Consider the following 20,131-nt stretch of genomic DNA (forward strand, 5'->3'; position numbering starts at 1 on the left):
GAGCTCCGCTTCCTGCATGTCAGGGGCCGTATCGAGGCACTTGCCTACCAGCCCACACGCCTAACTTCACGGCGTTGGCCCTTAGCACACCAGGGGCATGATCGTCCGGTTGTCCACAACCACGCCCGTTGTCCACAGCCGGCGGGATCGGGGCGGCGCGTCCGGCCCGGTCCGCGGCACCGTGCCGGCATGACGACGCGGAACCAGGCGGTCGGCGCGTACGGCGAGCGCTGCGCGATGCGGCACCTGATCGGGGCGGGGTTGCGCCCGGTCGCCCGGAACTGGCGCTGCCCGGCCGGCGAGATCGACATCATCGCGTGGGACGGGCCGGTGCTCGCCTTCTGCGAGGTGAAGACCCGGCGCACGGGCGAGTACGGCAGTCCGGCCGAGGCGGTCGTCCCGGCCAAGGCCCGCCGGCTGCGCGGCCTGGCCGCCCGATGGCTCGCCGAGACCGGCACCAGCGCCGACGAGGTCCGCTTCGACGTGATCTCGGTACGGCTCAGCGGCGCCGGTCCGGCCCGGGTGGAACATCTCAAGGGGGCGTTCTGAGATGCCCGGCGGGAACGGGCACGTCACCGGCCCCACCCCGCACGGGGCCGCCCGGCGGAGGGCCCTCGCGGGCGGCGGGAGCGCCGGCCGGAGCGGGGTGCCGGGATGAGCTACGCCAAGGTGCTCTGTGTGGGGCTGGTCGGGGTGACCGGGCACCTCGTCGAGGTGGAGGCCGATCTGGCGCCCGGGCTGCCGGCGGTGGTCATCTCCGGGCTGCCGGACACCGCCCTGCACGAGGCCCGGGACCGGGTCCGCGCCGCCGTGGTCAACTCCGGCCAACGCTGGCCGAACCGGCGGATCACCCTCAACCTGCTGCCCGCCACCCTGCCGAAGTTCGGCTCGGCGTTCGACCTGGCGATCGCGGCGGCCCTGCTGGGCGGCTCCGGCGAGCTGCCACTGCTCCCGCTGGAGCGGGTGGTGGTCCTCGGCGAGCTGGGCCTGGACGGCACGGTCCGGCCGGTCCGTGGGGTGCTGCCGATGGTCGCGGCGGCGGCCCGGGCCGGCGTCGACCGGGTGATCGTGCCGGCCGACAACGCCGCCGAGGCGGCGGTCATCCCCGGGGTTCGGGTCCGCGCGGTGGACACCCTGCACCGGCTGGTCAGCTTCGTCCGCGACGGCGAGCCGCTGATCGAACCGGACGCCGGCGGGCCACCACCGGGCGTGGAGGGCCCCGACCTGGCCGACGTCGCCGGGCAGGGGCTGGGCCGGCGGGCGCTGGAGGTGGCCGCGGCCGGTGGGCACCACCTGGCGCTGCTCGGCCCGCCCGGGGCCGGCAAGACCATGCTCGCCGAGCGGCTGCCGTCGATCCTCCCCGAGCTCGACGACGAGGACGCGCTGGAGGTCACGGCGCTGCACTCGATCGCCGGGCTGCTGCCGGCGGGGGGCCGGCTGATCCGCCGCCCGCCGTTCCAGGCGCCACACCACAGCGCCACCGTGCCGTCGCTCGTCGGCGGCGGTTCCGGGCTGGCCCGCCCGGGCGCGGTGTCGCTGGCCCACCGGGGCGTGCTCTTCCTCGACGAGGCGCCGGAGTTCAGCAAGGGGGCGCTGGACGCGCTCCGTCAGCCGCTGGAAAGCGGCCGGGTCCAGCTGGCCCGCTCCCGGGGCGGCACCGAATACCCGGCCCGGACCCAACTGGTGCTCGCGGCCAACCCGTGCCCGTGCGCCAAGCCGGCCGGCGACACGTACTGCGAGTGCTCGCCCCTGGTCCGCCGGCGCTACCTCAATCGGCTCTCCGGCCCGCTGCTGGACCGGATCGACGTGCAGGTGCGGCTGCCCGCGGTCCGGGCGGCCGAGCTGATGGAGGCGACTGCCGGGGCCGAGTCGTCGGCCACGGTGGCCCGGCGGGTGGTGGCGGCCCGGCAGGCGGCGGCCGCGCGCTGGACGCCAGTCGGTCGCCGGCTCAACGCGGAGATACCCGGACCGCTCCTGCGCCGCCCGCCCTGGCGGCTGTCCACCCGGGACACCGCCGAGCTGCGGGCACGGCTCGACTCCGGTTCGGTCTCCGCCCGCGGCTTCGACCGGATCATCCGCCTCGCCTGGACCATCGCGGACCTGGACGGGCGGGACCGTCCCGGCCGCGAGGACGTGCGGGAGGCCATCGGACTCAGGACGGGGGAAGGATCGTGAGCGGAGACGAGGAGCGGCTGGCCCGGGTGGCGCTGACCTGGCTCGCCGAGCCGGGTACCCGGTCGGTGCACCGGCTGGTCCGGCGGTTGGGGCCGGTGGCGGCGCTCGACCTGCTGCTCGACGGCGGGGCGCCGGACGAGAAGCTGCGGGCCGCCGTGGCCGCCCGGTCGGCCGCCGGAGACGCCCGGGCGGTGGCCGCAGAGGCGTTGGAGCGCACCGAGCGGCTCGGCGCCCGGATCGTCGTGCCCGACGACGACGAGTGGCCCGGACGCGTCGAGCAGCTGTCCGGCCTGCGGCTGGCCGAGGCGTACCGGCGGGTGGACCTGGAGACCGACCCGCCGCTGTGCTTCTGGGCACGCGGCTGCTGGCCGCTGGTCGAGGCGTTCGACCGGTCGGTCGCCGTGGTCGGTGCGCGGGCCGCCACGGCGTACGGCACGCACGTCGCCACCGAGCTCGGCTACGGGCTGGCGGACCGGGGCTGGACGGTGGTCTCCGGCGGCGCCTTCGGCATCGACGCGGCGGCCCACCGGGGGGCTCTCAACGCCGGTGGCGTCACGGTCGCCGTGCTCGCCTGCGGCGTCGACCGCCCCTACCCGATGGGCAACGCCGCGCTGTTCGACCGGATCGCCGACACCGGGCTGCTGATCAGCGAGTGGATGCCCGGGGCCGAGCCGCTGCGGCCACGGTTCCTGATCCGCAACCGGGTGATCGCCGCGGCTACGCTCGGCACCGTGCTGGTGGAGGCCGCGGCCCGCAGCGGCGCGACCCAGACCACCCACCGCGCGATCGCCCTGGGCAAGCCGGGGATGGTCGTGCCCGGGCCGGTCACCTCGGCGATGTCCGTCGGCGCGCACGAACTGCTGCGGGAGTATCCGAAGGCCCGGGTGGTGACCGGGGTGGCGCAGGTGCTGGAGGAGGTGGGGCCGATCGGCGAGCTGGCGCCCGTCGCGCGCGGTCCGCAACGGCCGGACGACCTGCTCGACGACGAGGCGCGGTCGGTCGTCGAGGCGCTCCCCCGGCGGGGCACGGTGGGGGTGGACGTGCTGGCCGCGCGGGCCGGCGTCGACGTGCGCACCGCGCTGCGGAAACTGTCCATGCTGGAGGAACTCGCGCTGGTGGTCCGCCGCGACGACGGATACCGGCTCGCCCCGCCACCCGGCAAGCGAGCGGCGAGCGGTCCGAACCGGTGAGAACCGGATCGTGGGCCCGGCCGCCCGGTCCCGAGCCGCGCCCGGGCTCAGTCGCCCTCGAACCGGATCTCCATGTCCCGGTCCTGCCGGCAGCGCCGGGTGAGCCGGTCCAGCCGGCGCACGTGGGTCAGCTCCGGGATGGTCCGGGCCACCTCGGTCAGGCAGCGCAGTTCGGCGAGGAGTTGCGGCGCCTGCTCGGCGGGGATCAGCAGCTCACCCACCGGGTCCACCCGGTCGAGCAGCGGGGTGCGGCCACCGCCCCGGACCCGTCTGATCAGATCCAGCAGCACGTCGTCCGGGTCGGGCAGCACCTCGGCCGGCACGTACGACAAGCGACGCCGGCCGGGGCCGACACCGATCACCCGGTAGAGGACGACTTCCACCCCCATGGCCGGTCCCCCTTCGTCGAGCTCGGCCGGTCGCACGGGCGGAGCCGACCTGGGCTCATCGCGCCCCGTTGATATGACAGTCTGCTCGTCCCGGCAGCCGGAATCCATCACTGGCGGGAGTGGACAGTCGGCGGAATCCCGCCGCGCACCCGGTTGCGGGGCCGGCGAGGCCGGGCACGCGGTCCGGTGCTCCGGCACCGTGCGTCGCCCGTATGGTGGGACGGTGCGGCGCGACAACGAGAACTGGCCGGTGACCGGGGCGATGACGCCGGCCGGGCCGGTTACCGGCCCGGCGGGCAGGTGGCCGGGATGAGCCGCGAGGCGCACGGCACCCGGGCGACGCACGAGGCGCTGCCGGCGGGGATGCGCGAGGCGGTGGACGACTTCGCGGGCCACCTGGCCGGGGTGCGCAACCGCTCCGCCCACACCGTGCGGGCGTACGTCGCCGATCTGGTGTCGCTGCTCGACCACGCGCGCCGGATGGGCTGCGCCGAGGTGGCCGAGGTCGACCTGGCGGTGCTGCGCAGCTGGCTGGCGAAGCAACGCACCATGGGCGCCGCGCGCGCGTCACTGGCCCGGCGGGCGGCCGCGGCACGGACGTTCAGCGCCTGGGCCCACCGGTCCGGCCTGCTCCCCACCGACGTGGCGGCCGCCCTGGCCAGCCCGCGGGCGCAGCGCGAACTGCCCACCGTGCTCCGCGCCGACCAGGCGGCCGCCCTGGTGGAGGCGCCCGGCCCGCCAGCCCGGCCGGCACCGCCCACCGCCGACGCACCGCCAGCCCGGCCGGCACCGCCCTCCGGCGACGCACCGTCGGCCGCCGGCAGGCCACCCCGGCCGATGCCGCCCGACACCGCCGGTCTCCGAGCGGGCGATGGCGACCAGCCCGGGAGGACGCCGGACCGGGACAGCGACCCCTGCCCCGGCGGGGGCGAAGCACCGGTGAACCCGACCGCGGAGGCGGTGCTGCTGCGCGACCGGGCGCTGCTCGAACTGCTCTACGGCACCGGGGTCCGGATCAGCGAGGCGTGCGGGCTGGACGCCGCCGACGTGGACCACGGCCGGCGGGTGGTCCGGGTGCTCGGCAAGGGCGGCCGGGAGCGCACGGTGCCGTACGGGGCGCCCGCGCACCGGGCGCTCGACGAGTGGCTGCGCCGGGGCCGGCCGGTGCTGGCGACGCCACACTCCCGGGACGCCCTGTTCCTGGGCGCCAAGGGCGGCCGGCTCAACCCCACCACCGCCCGCCGGATCGTCGGCGGGTACGCCGAGGCGGCCGGCCTGCCCCGGATCAGCCCGCACGGACTGCGCCACTCGGCGGCGACCCACCTGTTGGAGGGTGGCGCGGACCTGCGCGCGGTGCAGGAACTGCTCGGCCACTCGTCGCTGGCGAGCACCCAGATCTACACGCACGTCTCGGTGGAGCGGCTACGGGCGGTGTACCGGCAGGCCCATCCACGCGCCTGACACCCGGCCGGACGACCGCCGCCGACGTCGCCGGCCGGACGACGAGGCCGAGCCCCGGCGTCGCCGGCCGGACGACGAGGCCGAGCCCCGGGGTCTGCGGGCAGACGGCTCAGGCTCGCCGAACAGGGCCCGCGGCGGCGCCGACGAACCCGGCGGTGGAAGATCGACCAGCGGTTACGATCATCGGGTGAGCGTCCCGCAGCCGCCCGAGCCGATCGCGGGCGCCCGCCTGCTCTTCTCCCTCGACCCGGCGGTCAGCCACCTCAACCACGGCTCGTTCGGCGCGGCGCCGATCGGCGTGCAGCGGGCCCAGCAGCGGCTGCGCGACGAGATGGAAGCCAACCCGCTGCGCTTCTTCACCCAGGGGCTCGTCGACCGGGTCACCCACACCCGCCGGCATCTGGCCACCGCCCTCGGGGCGGACCCGGAAGGCACGGCGCTGGTCGCGAACGCCACCACCGGGGTGGCGGTGGTCCTCCAGTCGCTCGGCCTGCGCCCCGACGACGAGGTGCTCACCACCGACCACGGCTACGGCGCGGTCGACCTGTCCATCCGGCGCGAGTGCCGCCGTACCGGGGCGGTGACCCGGACGGTGCGGGTGCCGTTGGCCGCCACCGACGAGGAGGTCGTCGAGACCATCCGGGCCGGCCTGCGCCCCGGCCGGACCAGGCTGCTCGTGGTCGACCAGCTCACCTCGGCCACCGCCCGGCTCTTCCCGGTCGCCGCGATCGTCGGGGTGGCCCGCGAGCACGGGGTGCCGGTGCTGGTCGACGCCGCGCACGCCCCGGGCATGCTGCCCACCCCGGTGGAGAGCATCGGCGCCGACTTCTGGGTGGGCAACCTCCACAAGTGGGGGTACGCGCCCCGCGGCACCGCGGTGCTCGTGGTGGCCCCACCGTGGCGGGAGCGGATCGAGCCGCTGGTGGTCTCCTGGGAGCAGGAGACCGGGTTCCCGCAGCGAGTCGAGTGGCAGGCCACGCAGGACTACACCGCCTGGCTGGCGGCGCCGGCCGGCCTGTACACGCTGCGCACCCTCGGCGTCGACCGGGTACGCGGACACAACGCCGCGCTCGTCGCGTACGGCCAGCGGGTGCTGGGGGACGCGCTGGGGGTGGCCCCGGCCGACCTGCCGGACCCCGGCGGACCGGGGATCGCCATGCGGATCGTGCCGCTGCCGCCGGGCATGGCCACCACCATCGACGCGGCCCGAACGCTCCGCGCCCGGATCGCCGAGCGGCTCGCCACCGAGGTGGCGGTCATGGCCTGGGACGGGCGCGGCTGGCTGCGGCTCTGCGGGCAGGTCTACAACTCCGCCGACGAGTACGAGCGACTCTCGGTGCGGCTGCCCCCGCTGCTCGCCCAGCGCTGACAGCTGCTCGCCCAGCGCTGACCCCGCCGGCCGGCCACCTGGTCACGAACTGGCCGCCGGCGCCGCCCGCCAGCGGCAGCAGCCGAACCTTTCCCAGCCCGAGCAGCGCCAGCGGGTCGAGATACTCCGGGCCGCGGCGCAGGCCCCAGTGCAGGCAGGCCGGTGCCGGGCAGCCGGCGTGCCCCGGCAGCAGGACGCCGAGCGGGGTGCCGGCCGCGACCGGGGTGCCGGGGCCGATCGCCGGTTGGACCGGCTCGTGGGTGGTCCGCAGGCCGCCGGCGTGCCCGACGGTGACCACCGGGCGGCCCGCGACCAGCCCGGCGAAGAGCACCGTGCCGGGGCCGGCGGCCCGCACCGTCGCGCCGAGGGCGGCGGCCAGGTCGACCCCGCGGTGACCGGGCAGCCACGGCCGCGCCGGCGGATCGAAGCGGCGTACCAGGTGCGGGGGGCCGTCCAGCGGCCACCGGAAGCGCGCCCGGGCGGCGTCGGCGGCCGGCGCGGCCACCGAAAGAGCCACTACGGCGGGCAGGGCCACCGGAGGATCCGCCACGGCCGGCGGAGCCACCGCAAGGTTCGCCACGGCCGGCGGAGCCACGGGATCCACCACGGCCTGCGCGGTCACCGGAAGATCCGGCACGGCCGGCGCAGCCACCGGATCCGGCACGGCCGGCGGGGCCGCCAACAGCTCGGGCCCGGCCGGGTGCGGCGCCATCCGTCCGGTCACCTGACCGCCGGGCGTCGACAACGGCGGCGCGGCGACCGGCGCCGCAGCGGCGGGCCGGGCCGGCCGGGTGACCGGCGAACGGTCCGGGGTGGGCGGGGCCGGTCCACCGGTCAGCAGGGCGGCGCAGAGCGCGGCGACGGCGCGGGTCGAGGCAGGTCGCATGGCGTGCAGGGTGCCCCCGGGCGGCCGGATCCGCCGCCCGTCGGGGCCGGGCTGTGGACGGCCGTGCCCCCTGTGGACAGCCACCGTTCCGACCGATGATCTGCTATGGGCCGGCCGGGCCACCCGCCCCTACGCTGGGCCGGTGACGAAGGACTGGTACGCCTGGCACGAGGACTACGACGAGCCGGGGTCGGCGCTGTCCCGCCGGCTGGCCGAGCTGCGGGCGCGGATCGGGGAGGCGCTCGACACCGCCCGGCCCGGGCCGCTGCGGGCGGTGAGCCTCTGCGCCGGGCAGGGCCGGGACTTGATCCCCGTGCTGGCCGCCCACCCGCGCCGGGACGACGTGACCGCCCGGCTGGTCGAGTTGGACCCGCGCAACGCCGAGGTGGCCCGGGCGTCGGCCGCTGCCGCCGGCCTGACCGGGGTGCAGGTGGTGGTGGGGGACGCGGCCCGCACCGACGCGTACGCCGACCTGGCGCCGGCGGATCTGGTGCTGGTCTGCGGGGTGTTCGGCAACGTCGCCGAGACGGACATCCGGCGCACCGTGCGGCACTGCGCGGCGCTCTGCGCCACCGGCGGGACGGTGTTCTGGACCCGGCACCGGCGCGAGCCCGACCTGGTGCCGACGATCTGCGACTGGTTCGCCGAGGAGGGCTTCGTGCCGGTGTCGGTGACCAGCCCGGCGGACGGGGTCGGCGTGGGCGTGCACCGGTTCCGCGGCGAGCCCCGGCCGCTTCCGGCCGGGGTGACGATGTTCGAGTTCGTCGGGTACGACCGCCTGCCCTGACCCGGCCGGGTGCCGGAGCCGACCGGGCGAAGACCGGCCGGCCGGGTGCCCGGCGGAGGTTCTAGGCTGGTCCGGGTACGGCGGGGCGCCGCCGTCGCGGACCGGGGAGGCCACCATGACCACTGTGGACGAGGTGAGCCAGCCGTCCCGGCTGGCCGAGCCGGGCGAGGCAATCAGCCCCGAGGAGCTGCAACTGGCGGCCCGCAACCACGGCATCCCGCTGGAGGCGCTCCGCTACGACGTGACCCCGGCCGGCCTGCACTACCTGCTCATCCACTACGACATTCCCGACCTGGACCCGGACAGCCACGCGCTGCGGGTCGACGGCGCGGTGGACCGCCCGCTCGTCCTCGGCCTGGCCGAGCTGCGGGAGCGGCCCCGGGTCACCCACCGGGTGACGCTGGAGTGCGCGGGCAACGGGCGGGCGCTGCTGCACCCCCGGCCGGTGAGCCAGCCCTGGCTGGTCGAGGCGGTCGGCAACGCGGAGTGGACCGGCACGCCGCTGGCGCCGCTGCTGCGCGAGGCGGGCATCGGCGCGGACGCCGTGGACGTGGTCTTCACCGGCGCCGACCACGGCGTCGAGCGCGGCGTCGAGCAGGACTACCAGCGTGCGCTGCCGGTCGCCGAGGCGCTGCGGGAGGAGGTGCTGCTGGCGTACGAGATGAACGACGCTCCCCTGCTGCCGCAGCACGGCGCGCCGCTACGCCTGATCGTGCCCGGCTGGTACGGGATGGCGCACGTCAAGTGGCTGCGTTCGATCAGCGTGCTGACCCAGCCGTTCGAGGGCTACCAGAACGCGGTGGCCTACCGGCTCCGGCAGGACGCCGACGACCCGGGCGTGCCGGTGACCCGGATCGAGCCGCGCGCGCTGGTCCGGCCGCCCGGCTTCCCGGACTTCATGTCCCGCACCCGGGTGCTCCGGCCCGGACCGTGCACGGTGGACGGTCGCGCCTGGTCGGGGCACGCGCCGGTGGTTGCGGTGGAGGTGACCACCGACGGCGGAGCGACCTGGGCGCCGGCCACGCTGGACGAGCCGACCGGCGGCGAGTTCGCCTGGCGGCGGTGGCGGTACGAGTGGGACGCGCGGCCGGGGCGGCACGTGCTCGGCGCACGGGCCACCGACGCCGCCGGGCGGACCCAGCCGGTGGAGCAGCCGTGGAACCGGGGCGGCTTCGCCAACAACCTGGTCCAGCGGGTCGAGGTGGCCGTCGTCCCGGAGTGACCGGGCGGGCCGCGGTGGATCCGGAGGGGCTGGACGGTCACCGGGCGGGGCCGGCGGGAACCGACCGGGTCGCGGGGTGGGGGACGCCGACGACCGCCCGGCGGCCGGGGCCGCCGGGTGCGCGGTGGATCAGCCGCCGAAGCCGGAGTCGGCGGGCAGCGAGATGTCGGGCTTCTCCAGCTCCTCGACGTTGACGTCCTTGAACGTCATCACCCGGACATTCTTCACGAACCGCGCGGGGCGGTACATGTCCCACACCCAGGCGTCGTGCATCTCGACCTCGAAGTAGACCTCGCCGTCGGAGTTGCGCACGTGCAGGTCGACCTGGTTGGCGAGGTAGAAGCGGCGTTCCGTCTCCACCACGTAGGAGAACTGGCGGACAATGTCGCGGTACTCCCGGTAGAGCTGCAGCTCCATCTCGGTCTCGTACTTTTCGAGATCTTCCGCGCTCATCGCACTCCGCCTTCCATGACCACATCTTCCCCCACCGGCGCCGGAGGCCGAGGCTGCTCGCCCAACGCCACGCCGACGGTACCCCCTGACGCGCCGAAGCGCTCCATCGGCTCGTCCGGGCTTGCGCCCACCGGTCGACGTGACCGTGGTGGGCGGCCGTCGCGCCCGGAGACGGCGGCCACGTTGACGTACGAGAACCGGTGCTCGCGGCACGGGCCGCGCTCGCGCAGCGCCGCGCTGTGCTCCGGCGTGATGTAACCCTTGTGCTCGGCGAACCCGTAGCCGGGGAAGGTCCCGTCCAGCTCGACCATGATCCGGTCCCGGGTGACCTTGGCCAGCACGCTCGCCGCGGCCACGCAGGCCGCCACCCGGTCGCCCTTCCAGACGGCCAGCCCCGGCACGTCCAAGCCGTCCACCCCGAAGCCGTCGGTCAGCACGTACTCGGGTCGGGTGGTCAGCGAGGCCAGCGCCCGGCGCATCGCGGCCAGGTTGCACACGTGCAGGCCGCGGGCGTCGACCTCCTCGGCCGGGATGATCACCACGGCGTACGCCAGCGCCCGGGCGACCACCTCGTCGTAGACCCGCTCCCGGCTGGCCGGGGTGAGCAGCTTGGAGTCGGCCAACCCGTCGATCTCGCCGCGCCGCCCCTCGGGCAGGATCGCGGCGGCGGCGACCAGCGGCCCGGCGCAGGCGCCCCGGCCGGCCTCGTCGGCTCCGGCCACGTGCCGGAAGCCGCGCCGCTGCAGGGCCCGCTCCAGCGCGTAGAGCCCGGCCTCGCGGCGCACGACGGTGCGGGGCGGGGTCAGCACGGCGCACCCCCGGTCGTCTCGGGCAGCACCCGGGCCAGCACCGCGGGCAGGTCGGCCGGGTAGTAGCGCTCGCCGGCGCCGACCAGTTCGTCGACCGGCCACCAGCGGTGCCCGTCGACGCTGGCCCGCTCGACGTCGCTGAAGCCGGTCGTGTCCACCTCCCAGGTGGGCACCCGGACCAGGAAAAACTCCTGCTCCTGCCGATACCAGACCCCGTCGAAGGTGAACTCGATAGTGTCCCGCCAGACCGGCTCGCCGAGCTGCTCCGGGGTCAGCCGCAGCCCGGTCTCCTCGACCAGTTCGCGGGCGGCCCCGACCGCCGGGGACTCCCCCGGGTCGAGCCCGCCGCCCGGCGTGAACCAGTAGCGGTGGTCGGGCCGGGCCGGGTCGAAGCCGGCGAAGAGCAGCACCCGACCGGCCGCGTCGACGAGCAGCACGCGGGCCGCGCGCCGAGGGGTGTAGACCGTCACCGCACCAGCCTGCCAGACGCCGCCGACAACGCCCACGCCCCCGCCGGGATCGGCCCGGCGACCGGACCCGCCGCTCAGGAGTTCGGGATGCCCTCGTACTGATCCGGCACACTGAGCCAGGTGGCCCGGTTGACCGGCCAGAAGACGGTGAACGCCCGCCCGACGACCTCGTCCTCGGGGATGGTGGCGACGGTGATGTCCTGCCCGGACTGCTGCCAGTGCTCCAGCGAGTCACCGGACGCGGACCGGTGGTCACCCATCACCCAGAGCCGCCCCTCCGGGACGGTGATGTCGAACTCCTGGTCGGCCGGCTTGTCCCGCTGCCCGTCGGCGGAGAAGATGTACGGCTCGTCGAGCGACTTGCCGTTGATCACCAGCCGGTCCTGCGGGTCGCAGCAGACCACGTGGTCACCGCCGACGCCGATCACCCGCTTGATGAAGTCCTCGCCGTCGGGGTTGCTGCTCCACTCCAGCGGCGCCTTGAACACGATCACCTCGCCCCGCCGGGGCGACCGGAAGTCGTACACCAGCTTGTTGACCAGCACCCGATCGTCGATCTGGAGCGTGTTCTCCATGGACGGCGACGGAATGAAGAAGGTCTGCAGTACGAAGGCACGCACCAGCACCGCGACCAGGATCGCCACGCCCAGGAGAATGGGCAGCTCCTTCCAGAAGGAACTGCGGGGCTTGTCGGTCTGCTCGTCAATCACGGATGGAGCCTACGTTGCCCGGCGGGACGCCACCGTCCGGAACGCGCGAGATGCCCCCAGCGCGGCCGCGAGCGGGAGGAGCAGGACGACGCCCCCCTCGGGGGTGGGCCGCACCGGCGGCGGCCCGCCGGTGGCGACGGCCGGTCCGCGCACGTCGGCGAACGTCTCGGGCACCGACAGGGCATCCCAGCGGGAGGACGGCCAGACCACCGTGAAGGCGCGGCCGACCACGTTCTCGATCGGCACCGGGCCCTGGCAGCGGGCGTCCTGGGAGACCAGCCGGTGGTCGCCCATCACGAAGAGCTGGCCGGGCGGGACGACGACCTCCTCGAAGCGCCGGGAGCGACACTCGCGGGGGTTCGGCGGGATGTCCAGCGGCGAGTCGCGGACCACGTACGTCTCGTTCAGCGGCGTGCCGTTGACGGTCACCCGGCCCTGCGCGTCGCAGCACTTCACCCGGTCGCCGGGCAGCCCGATGACCCGCTTGATGAAGTCCTTCTCGCCGGGGCGGCTGACCCCGACCAGGTCGCCGACGGTGCGCGCGAGCTTGCCCACGAAGCCCGGGTCGGGCTCCTCGTCGACCTGCGGGGCCCACCGGTCGGTGCCGCGGAAGACCACCACCTCGCCGCGCTGCGGGTCGCGGACGTCGTAGACGACCTTGTTGACCAGCACCCGGTCGCCGACGAGGAGGGTGTCCTCCATCGAACCGGAGGGGATGAAGAACGCCTGGAGCAGGAAGGTGCGGATCAGCACCGCGAGGCAGAACGCGACGACCAGCAACAGCGGCAGTTCCTGCCAGAGGGGCATCTGGCGGCGACCGCGCCGGGACCGCCGGCGCCACGGATCGACCGCGCCGCCCTCGTCAAGCGTCTGCACCACGCCACTCCCCGGTCCGCAGAAATGACACTACCGCCCGGGAACCCTGTCGAGGCTCCCCGGGCGGTAGTGGACGTCTCCCCGCCGCTGTCGCGGGGTGACCGCCCCGCCGCGCCCGTACGCCCAGCCTAATGTGGTCCGGGTCGTACGACATACGCGCAGCTCAGGCGGCGTGGCGAGCGGAGGTCAGCTGGGCTGCTTCTCGCGCTTCTCCTTGATCTTGGCCTTCTTGCCCCGCAGCTCACGCAGGTAGTAGAGCTTGGCGCGGCGGACGTCACCGCGGGTGACGACCTCGATCCGGTCGATCGCCGGGCTGTTGATCGGGTAGGTGCGCTCGACGCCGACACCGAAGCTCACCTTGCGGACCGAGAAGGTCTCGCGCAGACCGTCACCCTGGCGGCGGATGACCACGCCCTGGAAGATCTGGACACGGGACCGGTTGCCCTCGACGACCCGGGCGTGCACCTTGACGGTGTCACCGGCCCGGAAGTCGGGGAGGTCGGTCCGCTTCGACTGGGCGTCAAGGGCGTCCAGGATGTTCATCGCAGCAACCTCGTGAGGCTCACGGCGCACCGTCACTCGGTGCGCGGATGGGTGATTCTGATCCTCGGGTGGTGATCGGTGGCGCCGACCCCGGTCGGGGATCCTCGCAGCCGTCCGCGGCGCGGCCGGATGCGGCAACCCCTCTACTTTGCCACATCCCCCGGTGGCACCTGAAATCCGGCCCGGTCCAACGCGGCGACGTCCCGTTTGTCCAGGCGCTCCGGGTCGAGCGCGGCGAGCAGGTCGGGCCGGCGGCGCGCGGTGCGGACCAGCCCCTCCTCCCGCCGCCAGCGGGCGATCTTCCCGTGGTCGCCGGAGCGGAGCACCTCCGGCACGTCCAGGCCGCGCCAGCTCGGCGGCTTGGTGTAGACCGGGGCCTCCAGCAGGCCGTGGGCGTACGACTCCTCGTCCAGCGAGCCGGCGTTGCCGAGCACCCCGGGCAGCAGCCGGGTGACCGCCTCCAGGATCACCAGCACCGCGACCTCGCCGCCGAAGAGCACGTAGTCGCCGAGGGAGACCTCGGTGACCGGCATCCGGGTGGCCGCGTGGTCGAGCACCCGTTGGTCGATGCCCTCGTACCGGCCGCAGGCGAAGAGCAGGTGCGGTTCGGCGGCCAGCTCGTGGGCCAGCGCCTGGGTGAAGGGAACGCCCACCGGGGACGGCACCAGCAGTCGCGGCGGGGTCAGCTCCGCCGGCGCGAGCGCGTCGAGCGCCTCGCCCCACGGTTCCGGCCGCATCACCATTCCCGGCCCGCCGCCGTAGGGCGTGTCGTCGACCGTGCGGTGCACGTCGTGGGTCCAGGTCCGCAGGTCGTGTACGGCCAGCCGGAGCGTGCCGTTGGCCCGGGCCTTGCCGATGAGCGAGAGCTCCAGTGGGGCGAGGTACTCCGGGAAGATCGACACGATGTCGACGCGCATGCGGGGATGCTCCGGCGGCTAGAGGTCGAGCAGACCGGCGGGCGGGTCGACGACCACGCGACCGCCGGCCAGGTCGACCTCGGGGACGATCGCCTTGACGAACGGGATCAGCGCGGTACGCCCCTCGGGCCGACGCAGCACCAGCAGGTCGGAGGCGGGCGCGTGGTCGATCCGGGTCACCTCGCCGAGCGGCTCGCCGCCCGGGGTGACCGCGGTGAGCCCGACCAGCTGGTGGTCGTGGAACTCCTCCGGATCCTCCGGCGGGCCCACCTCGGCGCTGTCCACGCCGAGCAACGTGCCGCGCAGCGCCTCGGCGACGTCCCGGTCCAGCACGCCGGAGAACGCGACCAGCAGCCGGCCCTGGTGCCAGCGGGCCGCCTCCACGGTCAGTTCGGCGGGAACCCGGAACGGCTCGCCGTGCTCGGGCGCGGCCGGCGGCGTCGCCCCCGGCTCGGTGCGCAGCACGTGCTCGCTGCGCGCAGTCGGGGGCGTCGCCCCCGGCTCGGTGCGCAGCACGTGCTCGCTGCGCGCAGTCGGGGGCGTCGCCCCCGGCTCGGTGCGCAGCACGTGCTCGCTGCGCGCAGTCGGGGGCGTCGCCCCCGGCTCGGTGCGCAGCACGTGCTCGCTGCGCGCAGTCGGGGGCGTCGCCCCCGGCTCGGTGCGCAGCACCGCGCCGGGGGCGAACCGCGCTTCGGGCTCGTCGGTCCGCACCTCCACGGTGACCTCACCGCGGATACCGTGCGGCTTACCGATCCTGCCGACGATGAGCAGCATCAGTACGAGTCGACGATGTCGACGCGTACGCCGCGCCCGCCGATGGAGCCGATCACCTGGCGCAGCGCCTTGGCGGTCCGGCCGGACCGCCCGATCACGGTGCCGAGGTCCTCCGGGTGCACGCGGACTTCCAGCCGCTTGCCCCGACGGTTGTCGACCAGCCGGACGCGGACATCGTCAGGGTGATCGACGATGCCCTTGACCAGGTGCTCCAACGCCGGACGCAGTGCCACGTCAGGCCTGCTCGCCGGAGCCCGCACCGGCCTGCTCCCCGGTCTTCGGCGCCTCCTCGGCGGCCGGAGCCTCGGCCTTGGCGGCCTTCTTGGCCGGCTTGGCCGGAGCCTCGGCCAGCCCGGCGGCGGCCTTCGCCTCGGCCTCGTACGCCGCGGTGCGGTCGGCCCGCTCCGGGGCCACCTTCAGCGGCGGCGGGGCCGGCAGACCCTTGAACTTCTGCCAGTCACCGGTCAGCTCCAGCAGCCGCTGCACCGCCTCGCTCGGCTGGGCGCCGACGGACAGCCAGTACTGGACCCGGTCCGACTTGACCTCGATCACCGAAGGATCCTCCTTCGGCTGGTAGACCCCGACGAACTCGATCGCCCGGCCGTCGCGCTTGGTGCGCGAGTCGGCGACGACGATGCGGTACTGCGGGTTGCGGATCTTGCCCATCCGCAGGAGCCGGATCTTTACGGCCACAGTTGTTTCGCTCCTGTTGCGATCTCACCGGCCCGATAAGGGCGGTGCACGGGTGAGCGCCGACCGGCACAGTGGGGTTGGGCCGGAGACTGCTCGGTGGACTGACGACGTGCCCGGGTTAGAGGGCGCCGGGCACACGCCGGATACCAGCCAGCCATTCTGCCAGATCCGGCCCCGATCTCTCACACCGGACCGGCGCGGGTCACCCGGCGGGCGGGCGAGGTGACCGGAAACACACCCGCGCCGGCGCCGTCGCGCCCCGATCCGGTCAGCGCACCGGCGGCCGGTCCCAGCCGGCGGGCAGCGCCTCGGGGGTGGTCCAGTGCGGCGGCGGGGTGAAGTCGCACCAGGTGCCGTCGAACGGGAACTCCCCCGCCTCGGCCAGCGCGATCACCCGCTTGCCCTCGGCGCGGACCGCGTTCTCGTCCGCCACCCAGTAGTCGCCGGGGTACGCCAGCCGCTCGAGGAACTCCTCCTCGTCCTTCCACTCCCAGCTCCGGTCCGGGCGGACCAGCACGTCGAGGTCCTGGTCGACCACGTCGACCCCGGCGAGCGCGCCGTCGTCCCAGCGCACCCCCGGTTCCTCCAGGTTCACGTACCAGGTGGCGAAGCGGTCCTGCGCGTCCCGGAACCACCAGACCGAGTGGGCCGCCCCGGTCGGCAGGAACTTCAGCAGCGGCGGGCCGTTCCACCGGCCGACCGCCAGCCGGTACGACGCGGCGATCCACTCGCCGAACGGCATCGCCCGCATGCCCAGCCCGGCCGCGGTGACCTCGCTGGCCACCGGGGTGTCCCGGGCGATCCAGAGCAGCAGCCCACGGTCGTCGTCGCTGACCACCCGGGCCGGGCGGACCCAGCCGATCCGGCCGCGCCGCACGTTGCGGTGCACGATCAACCGCCCCGGTTCGAACCTCACGGGTGCGACCCTACCGCCGGCCGCGCCGGCCGCCGCGGGCCCGGGCCGAAACCGGACCGGACGCCGGAGACGCGGCAGCCGGCCCCGCCGAGGCGGGACCGGCTGCCGGACGATGCGGGTCAGTAGGCGCGGGCCAGGATGGCGACCAGGTCGGGCTCGTCCTCCGAGTCGGGCACCGAGCCGTCGGCGCGGACCAGGCAGCGCACCGTCACGCCCTGGCCGTTCGCCTCCGCCTCGCCCTCGACGCCGACCGCCGACCACGGCACCCGGGCCCAGCCGGTGGCCGCCGCCTCGATCGCCTCCGCGAGGGTGCTCACCTCGGTGGTCCGGGACACCCGGTGGGCCAGGGCCTGGTCGTGCAGCGCCTGCTGGTCGGCCTCCAGCGCGGCCAGCACCGCGCCGACCACGTCGGCCACCGGCACCGGCGACTTCGAGCCGTCCGTACGCCGGACCACGACCGCGTTGCCGGCGGCCAGGTCGCGGGGGCCGACCTCGACGCGTACCGGATAGCCGCGCAGCTCGGCGTCGACGGCCCGGCGGCCGAACGGGGTGTCGGTGCGGTCGTCGAGCGCCACCCGGACGCCGGCGTCGCGCAGCGCGTCGCGCAGCTTGGCCGCCGCCTCGCCCACCCCCTCGCCGTCCTTGACCACCATGACGTACGCCTGCACCGGCGCCAGCTTCGGCGGCACGCGCAGGCCGTTGTCGTCGCCGTGGCACATGATCAGGCCGCCGAGCATCCGGGTCGAGGTGCCCCAGGAGGTGGTCCAGGCGTGCTCCCGGCCGCCCTCGGCGGAGGAGTAGCTGATGTCGAACGCCTTGGCGAAGTTCTGCCCGAGCTCGTGGCTGGTGCCGAGCTGGAGGGCCTTGCCGTCGCCCATCATGCCTTCGCAGGTGTAGGTGGCGGTGGCCCCGGCGAACCGCTCGCGGGCGGTCTTCAGGCCGACCACCACCGGGATGCCGAGCACGTTGACCATCAGGTCCTCGTACGCCTCGTGCAGGATCCGCCGGGCGTAGGCGCGGGCGTCGGAGCGGGTCGCGTGCGCGGTGTGCCCCTCCTGCCAGAGGAACTCGCTGGTGCGCAGGAAGATCCGGGGGCGCAGCTCCCAGCGGACCACGTTGGCCCACTGGTTGAGCAGCAGCGGCAGGTCCCGGTACGAGTCGATCCACTTGGCCATGAACTCGCCGATCACCGTCTCGCTGGTCGGGCGGACCACGACCGGCTCGGCGAGCTGCTTGCCACCGCCGTGGGTGACCACCGCGAGCTCCGGCGAGAAGCCCTCGACGTGCTCGGCCTCCCGCTTGAGATAGCTCTCCGGGATGAACAGCGGGAAGTATGCGTTCTCCGCGCCGGCCGCCTTGATCCGGGCGTCCATCTCGGCCTGCATCCGCTCCCAGATGGCGTAGCCGGCCGGTCGGATCACCATGGTCCCCCGGACCGGGCCGTTGTCGGCCAGCTTCGCCTTGGCGATCAGGTCCTGGTACCAGCGGGGAAAGTCCTCCGCACGGGGAGTGAGCACGCGTGCCATGACCGCACATCCTATGCGCCGTCCGGCGCGACGACGCGATCGGGCGGCCCGCGCCGCGCGCGGGTCGGGCCGAGGGACCGGAGCGGCCGTAGACTTCGACCACCATGAACGAGGTACGGGACGCCGGACGTCAGCGGCTGCGGGACCAGATCGTCGTCGCCGCCCGGACCCTCACCGTCGACCGGGGCTGGGACAGCGTCCGGATGGGCGCCGTGGCGACCGCCGCCGGGGTGAGCCGGCAGACCGTCTACAACGAGTTCGGCAGCAAGGGCGGGCTGGCCGAGGCGCTGGCCCGGCGCGAGATCGACCGGTTCGTCGCCGACGTGCGGGCGGCCCTGGACGCGCACGGCACCGACGTCCGCGCCGGCGCGTACGCGGCGATCGCGCACACCCTCGGCGAGGCGGCGGCGAACCCGCTGATCAAGGCGATCCTGACCAGCGCGCGGGGCGGCTCCGACGAGCTGCTGCCCTACCTCACCACCCGCTCCGGGCTGGTGCTGACCGAGGCGACCGGCGCGCTGCTGGACTGGGCCGCCACGCTGATGCCCGGCGCCGACCCGACCGCCCTGGGCTTCGCCGCCGACACGGTGGTCCGCCTGGTGGTCAGCCACATCGTCCTGCCCGGGGCGCCGGTCGAGCAGACCGCCCGTTCCCTGGCCGACCTCGCCGTCCACCTCTTCACCCACGCCACCACCACCCCCTAACCCCCACCCCATCCCCGCCCCGCCCCGCCCCCGCTTGAGTTGATCATGGAGTTTGCGTCAGAAATCGCCGCGCGAACGGTGACGCAAACTTCATGATCAACGGGGTGGGTGGGGGACGGGCAGGGCAGGGCGGGGGGTGGGGTCAGCGGATGGGGCGGCCGCGGAGGACGATGCGGGTGGGGGTGCGGACGACGCGCAGGTCGAGCCGCGGGTCCTCGGCGTAGACGACGAGGTCGGCGAGGCCGCCCTCGACCAGGCCGGGGAAGCCGAGCCACTCGCGCGCGCCCCAGGAGGCGGCGGCGAGGACGTCCACGGCCGGCATGCCGGCCCGCTCGTGCAGCAGCAGCATCTCCTCGGCCGCGAGGCCGTGGTCGATGCCACCGCCCGCGTCGGTGCCCACGTAGATCGGCACCCCCGCCTGGTACGCCGAGCGCACCACCTCGGGGAAGCGGTCGCGCAGGGCGAGCATGTGGTCGGCGTATCCGGGGAACTTGGCCCGCGCCTGCTCGGCGATCCCGCCGAAGGTCTGGATGTTGATCATCGTCGGGACGAGCGCGGTGCCCCGCCGGGCCATCTCGTCGATCAGGTCCAGGCTGAGCCCGGTGCCGTGCTCCACCGAGTCCACCCCGGCGCGCACCATGATCTCGACGGCCGACTCGGAGAAGGTGTGCACGGCGGCGCGTACCCCGGCGGCGTGCGCGGCCTCGACGGCGGCGGTCATGGTGTCGGCGTCCCAGGCCGGCGCCAGATCGCCGACGCCCCGGTCGATCCAGTCGCCGACCAGCTTGACCCAGCCGTTGCCGGCCCGGGCCTGCTCGGCCACCGTGGCGGCCACCTCGGCGGCGCCCACCTCGACGCCGATGTCCCGCAGGTAGCGCTTCGGCGGGGCGACGTGCCGGCCCGCCCGGGCCAGCCGGGGCAGCTCCGGGTCGTCGTCGAGCTCCGGGTACGGGTACGGCGAGCCGGCGTCCCGGATCGCCAGCACCCCGGCGTCCCGGTCGACCCGGGCCAGCTCCCGGGCCTGGTCGAGCGAGGTGATCGGCGCGCCGCCCCGGGCGATGCCGATGTGGCAGTGCGCGTCGATCAACCCCGGCAGCACGAACCCGCCGTCGACGATCGTCTCCGCACCGGGCACCGGGGCGAAGGTGACCCGGTCGCCGACCAGCCAGAGATCCCGGACCTCGTCGTCGGGGAGCAGCACACCGCGCACGTGCAGAGCCATGTGCACAGTCCTACCGGATCGCACCCGCTCGGGTGCGGG

The 20,131-nt window shown here is 75.0% G+C and carries 21 protein-coding genes and 3 pseudogenes; 8 read left to right on the top strand and 16 right to left on the bottom strand.

The genetic code is table 11. The annotated features are described in order from the left end of the window. Positions 1-189: 189 nt before the first annotated feature. From AC1WTP_RS09425 to AC1WTP_RS09435, 3 genes are all read left to right on the top strand, one after another. Positions 190-549, top strand: a complete 360-nt coding sequence (locus AC1WTP_RS09425) for a YraN family protein (RefSeq protein ID WP_481648834.1) — start codon at positions 190-192, stop codon at positions 547-549. 105 nt (positions 550-654) lie between these two features. Continuing rightward, positions 655-2,175, top strand: a complete 1,521-nt coding sequence (locus AC1WTP_RS09430) for a YifB family Mg chelatase-like AAA ATPase (protein ID WP_481648835.1) — start codon at positions 655-657, stop codon at positions 2,173-2,175. Beyond that, positions 2,085-3,365 (top strand): DNA-processing protein DprA, encoded by a 1,281-nt coding sequence (locus AC1WTP_RS09435; protein ID WP_481649016.1) that lies wholly within the window; start codon positions 2,085-2,087, stop codon positions 3,363-3,365. The genes AC1WTP_RS09430 and AC1WTP_RS09435 overlap by 91 nt, the downstream gene beginning before the upstream one ends. Before the next feature lie 47 nt (positions 3,366-3,412). On the opposite strand, the gene AC1WTP_RS09440 is transcribed toward AC1WTP_RS09435, so the two are convergent. Beyond that, positions 3,413-3,754 carry a hypothetical protein gene (locus AC1WTP_RS09440; protein ID WP_481648836.1) on the bottom strand — a complete coding sequence of 114 codons (342 nt, stop codon included), beginning with the start codon at positions 3,752-3,754 and terminating at the stop codon, positions 3,413-3,415. Between the two features lie 309 nt (positions 3,755-4,063). On the opposite strand from AC1WTP_RS09440, the gene AC1WTP_RS09445 reads away from it, so the two are divergent. Continuing rightward, a complete protein-coding gene (locus tag AC1WTP_RS09445; protein ID WP_481648837.1) occupies positions 4,064-5,215 on the top strand; it encodes a tyrosine recombinase XerC in 1,152 nt (383 codons plus the stop codon). 187 nt (positions 5,216-5,402) lie between these two features. Continuing rightward, positions 5,403-6,584 carry an aminotransferase class V-fold PLP-dependent enzyme gene (locus tag AC1WTP_RS09450; protein WP_481648838.1) on the top strand — a complete coding sequence of 394 codons (1,182 nt, stop codon included), beginning with the start codon at positions 5,403-5,405 and terminating at the stop codon, positions 6,582-6,584. A 61-nt stretch (positions 6,585-6,645) separates the two neighbouring features. On the opposite strand, the pseudogene AC1WTP_RS09455 reads toward AC1WTP_RS09450, so the two are convergent. Then, positions 6,646-7,296, bottom strand: a pseudogene (locus AC1WTP_RS09455) (M23 family metallopeptidase); the annotation flags it as partial. 316 nt (positions 7,297-7,612) lie between these two features. Between AC1WTP_RS09455 and AC1WTP_RS09460 the strand changes: the two are divergent. Together AC1WTP_RS09460 and AC1WTP_RS09465 are read left to right on the top strand one after the other, a co-directional pair. Continuing rightward, positions 7,613-8,257, top strand: coding sequence for a methyltransferase domain-containing protein (locus tag AC1WTP_RS09460; RefSeq protein ID WP_481648839.1), 645 nt, complete (start codon positions 7,613-7,615; stop codon positions 8,255-8,257). 115 nt (positions 8,258-8,372) lie between these two features. Further along, a complete protein-coding gene (locus AC1WTP_RS09465) occupies positions 8,373-9,479 on the top strand; it encodes a sulfite oxidase (RefSeq protein ID WP_481648840.1) in 1,107 nt (368 codons plus the stop codon). 129 nt (positions 9,480-9,608) lie between these two features. Here the strand turns inward: AC1WTP_RS09465 and AC1WTP_RS09470 are convergent, their stop codons facing one another. From AC1WTP_RS09470 to proS, 13 genes and pseudogenes are all read right to left on the bottom strand, one after another. Continuing rightward, a complete protein-coding gene (locus AC1WTP_RS09470; protein WP_007075222.1) occupies positions 9,609-9,932 on the bottom strand; it encodes a DUF2469 domain-containing protein in 324 nt (107 codons plus the stop codon). Further along, entirely contained in the window at positions 9,929-10,741 is an 813-nt protein-coding gene (locus AC1WTP_RS09475; RefSeq protein ID WP_481648841.1) for a ribonuclease HII, read from the bottom strand. Before AC1WTP_RS09475 ends, AC1WTP_RS09470 begins: the two co-directional genes overlap by 4 nt. Further along, a complete protein-coding gene (locus tag AC1WTP_RS09480; RefSeq protein ID WP_481648842.1) occupies positions 10,735-11,211 on the bottom strand; it encodes an NUDIX hydrolase in 477 nt (158 codons plus the stop codon). The genes AC1WTP_RS09475 and AC1WTP_RS09480 overlap by 7 nt, the downstream gene beginning before the upstream one ends. Positions 11,212-11,285: 74 nt before the next feature. Continuing rightward, the gene (gene lepB / locus AC1WTP_RS09485) at positions 11,286-11,921 is read right to left on the bottom strand and encodes a signal peptidase I (protein WP_481648843.1); all 636 of its coding nucleotides are present in this window, start codon (positions 11,919-11,921) and stop codon (positions 11,286-11,288) included. 9 nt (positions 11,922-11,930) lie between these two features. After that, positions 11,931-12,800 carry a signal peptidase I gene (gene lepB / locus AC1WTP_RS09490; protein WP_481648844.1) on the bottom strand — a complete coding sequence of 290 codons (870 nt, stop codon included), beginning with the start codon at positions 12,798-12,800 and terminating at the stop codon, positions 11,931-11,933. 183 nt (positions 12,801-12,983) lie between these two features. Continuing rightward, a complete protein-coding gene (gene rplS, locus AC1WTP_RS09495) occupies positions 12,984-13,340 on the bottom strand; it encodes a 50S ribosomal protein L19 (protein WP_481648845.1) in 357 nt (118 codons plus the stop codon). A 143-nt stretch (positions 13,341-13,483) separates the two neighbouring features. Beyond that, positions 13,484-14,257: a tRNA (guanosine(37)-N1)-methyltransferase TrmD gene (trmD, locus tag AC1WTP_RS09500; protein ID WP_481648846.1), complete on the bottom strand. Its 774-nt coding sequence runs from the start codon at positions 14,255-14,257 to the stop codon at positions 13,484-13,486. An 18-nt stretch (positions 14,258-14,275) separates the two neighbouring features. Beyond that, positions 14,276-14,722 (bottom strand): annotated as a pseudogene (gene rimM / locus AC1WTP_RS09505) (ribosome maturation factor RimM); the annotation flags it as partial. Between the two features lie 159 nt (positions 14,723-14,881). Next, positions 14,882-15,028 (bottom strand): annotated as a pseudogene (locus AC1WTP_RS09510) (ribosome maturation factor RimM); the annotation flags it as partial. 2 nt (positions 15,029-15,030) lie between these two features. Beyond that, positions 15,031-15,291, bottom strand: coding sequence for an RNA-binding protein (locus AC1WTP_RS09515; protein ID WP_447135649.1), 261 nt, complete (start codon positions 15,289-15,291; stop codon positions 15,031-15,033). After that, positions 15,266-15,724 carry a 30S ribosomal protein S16 gene (gene rpsP / locus AC1WTP_RS09520; protein ID WP_481648847.1) on the bottom strand — a complete coding sequence of 153 codons (459 nt, stop codon included), beginning with the start codon at positions 15,722-15,724 and terminating at the stop codon, positions 15,266-15,268. The genes AC1WTP_RS09515 and rpsP overlap by 26 nt, the downstream gene beginning before the upstream one ends. Positions 15,725-15,992: 268 nt before the next feature. Then, positions 15,993-16,640 (bottom strand): ribonuclease FAU-1 family protein, encoded by a 648-nt coding sequence (locus AC1WTP_RS09525; RefSeq protein WP_481648848.1) that lies wholly within the window; start codon positions 16,638-16,640, stop codon positions 15,993-15,995. 119 nt (positions 16,641-16,759) lie between these two features. Further along, positions 16,760-18,166 carry a proline--tRNA ligase gene (gene proS, locus AC1WTP_RS09530; RefSeq protein ID WP_481648849.1) on the bottom strand — a complete coding sequence of 469 codons (1,407 nt, stop codon included), beginning with the start codon at positions 18,164-18,166 and terminating at the stop codon, positions 16,760-16,762. Between the two features lie 104 nt (positions 18,167-18,270). Here proS and AC1WTP_RS09535 point away from each other — a divergent pair, with 104 nt between their 5' ends. Then, positions 18,271-18,870, top strand: a complete 600-nt coding sequence (locus AC1WTP_RS09535) for a TetR/AcrR family transcriptional regulator (RefSeq protein ID WP_481648850.1) — start codon at positions 18,271-18,273, stop codon at positions 18,868-18,870. A 142-nt stretch (positions 18,871-19,012) separates the two neighbouring features. Here AC1WTP_RS09535 and AC1WTP_RS09540 read toward each other — a convergent pair whose 3' ends face one another. Beyond that, entirely contained in the window at positions 19,013-20,092 is a 1,080-nt protein-coding gene (locus AC1WTP_RS09540) for an amidohydrolase family protein (RefSeq protein ID WP_481648851.1), read from the bottom strand. Positions 20,093-20,131: the final 39 nt, after the last annotated feature.

The sequence above is a fragment of the Micromonospora sp. R311 genome (assembly GCF_056780015.1).

Coding starts and splice junctions, on each gene's coding strand:
- AC1WTP_RS09535 (WP_481648850.1), top strand. CDS start 18,271: ATGAACGAGGTACGGGACGCCGGACGTCAGCGGCTGCGGGACCAGATC.
- AC1WTP_RS09465 (WP_481648840.1), top strand. CDS start 8,373: ATGACCACTGTGGACGAGGTGAGCCAGCCGTCCCGGCTGGCCGAGCCG.
- proS (WP_481648849.1), bottom strand. CDS start 18,166: ATGGCACGCGTGCTCACTCCCCGTGCGGAGGACTTTCCCCGCTGGTAC.
- AC1WTP_RS09445 (WP_481648837.1), top strand. CDS start 4,064: ATGAGCCGCGAGGCGCACGGCACCCGGGCGACGCACGAGGCGCTGCCG.
- AC1WTP_RS09425 (WP_481648834.1), top strand. CDS start 190: ATGACGACGCGGAACCAGGCGGTCGGCGCGTACGGCGAGCGCTGCGCG.
- AC1WTP_RS09470 (WP_007075222.1), bottom strand. CDS start 9,932: ATGAGCGCGGAAGATCTCGAAAAGTACGAGACCGAGATGGAGCTGCAG.
- AC1WTP_RS09540 (WP_481648851.1), bottom strand. CDS start 20,092: ATGGCTCTGCACGTGCGCGGTGTGCTGCTCCCCGACGACGAGGTCCGG.
- AC1WTP_RS09430 (WP_481648835.1), top strand. CDS start 655: ATGAGCTACGCCAAGGTGCTCTGTGTGGGGCTGGTCGGGGTGACCGGG.
- AC1WTP_RS09440 (WP_481648836.1), bottom strand. CDS start 3,754: ATGGGGGTGGAAGTCGTCCTCTACCGGGTGATCGGTGTCGGCCCCGGC.
- rplS (WP_481648845.1), bottom strand. CDS start 13,340: ATGAACATCCTGGACGCCCTTGACGCCCAGTCGAAGCGGACCGACCTC.
- trmD (WP_481648846.1), bottom strand. CDS start 14,257: ATGCGCGTCGACATCGTGTCGATCTTCCCGGAGTACCTCGCCCCACTG.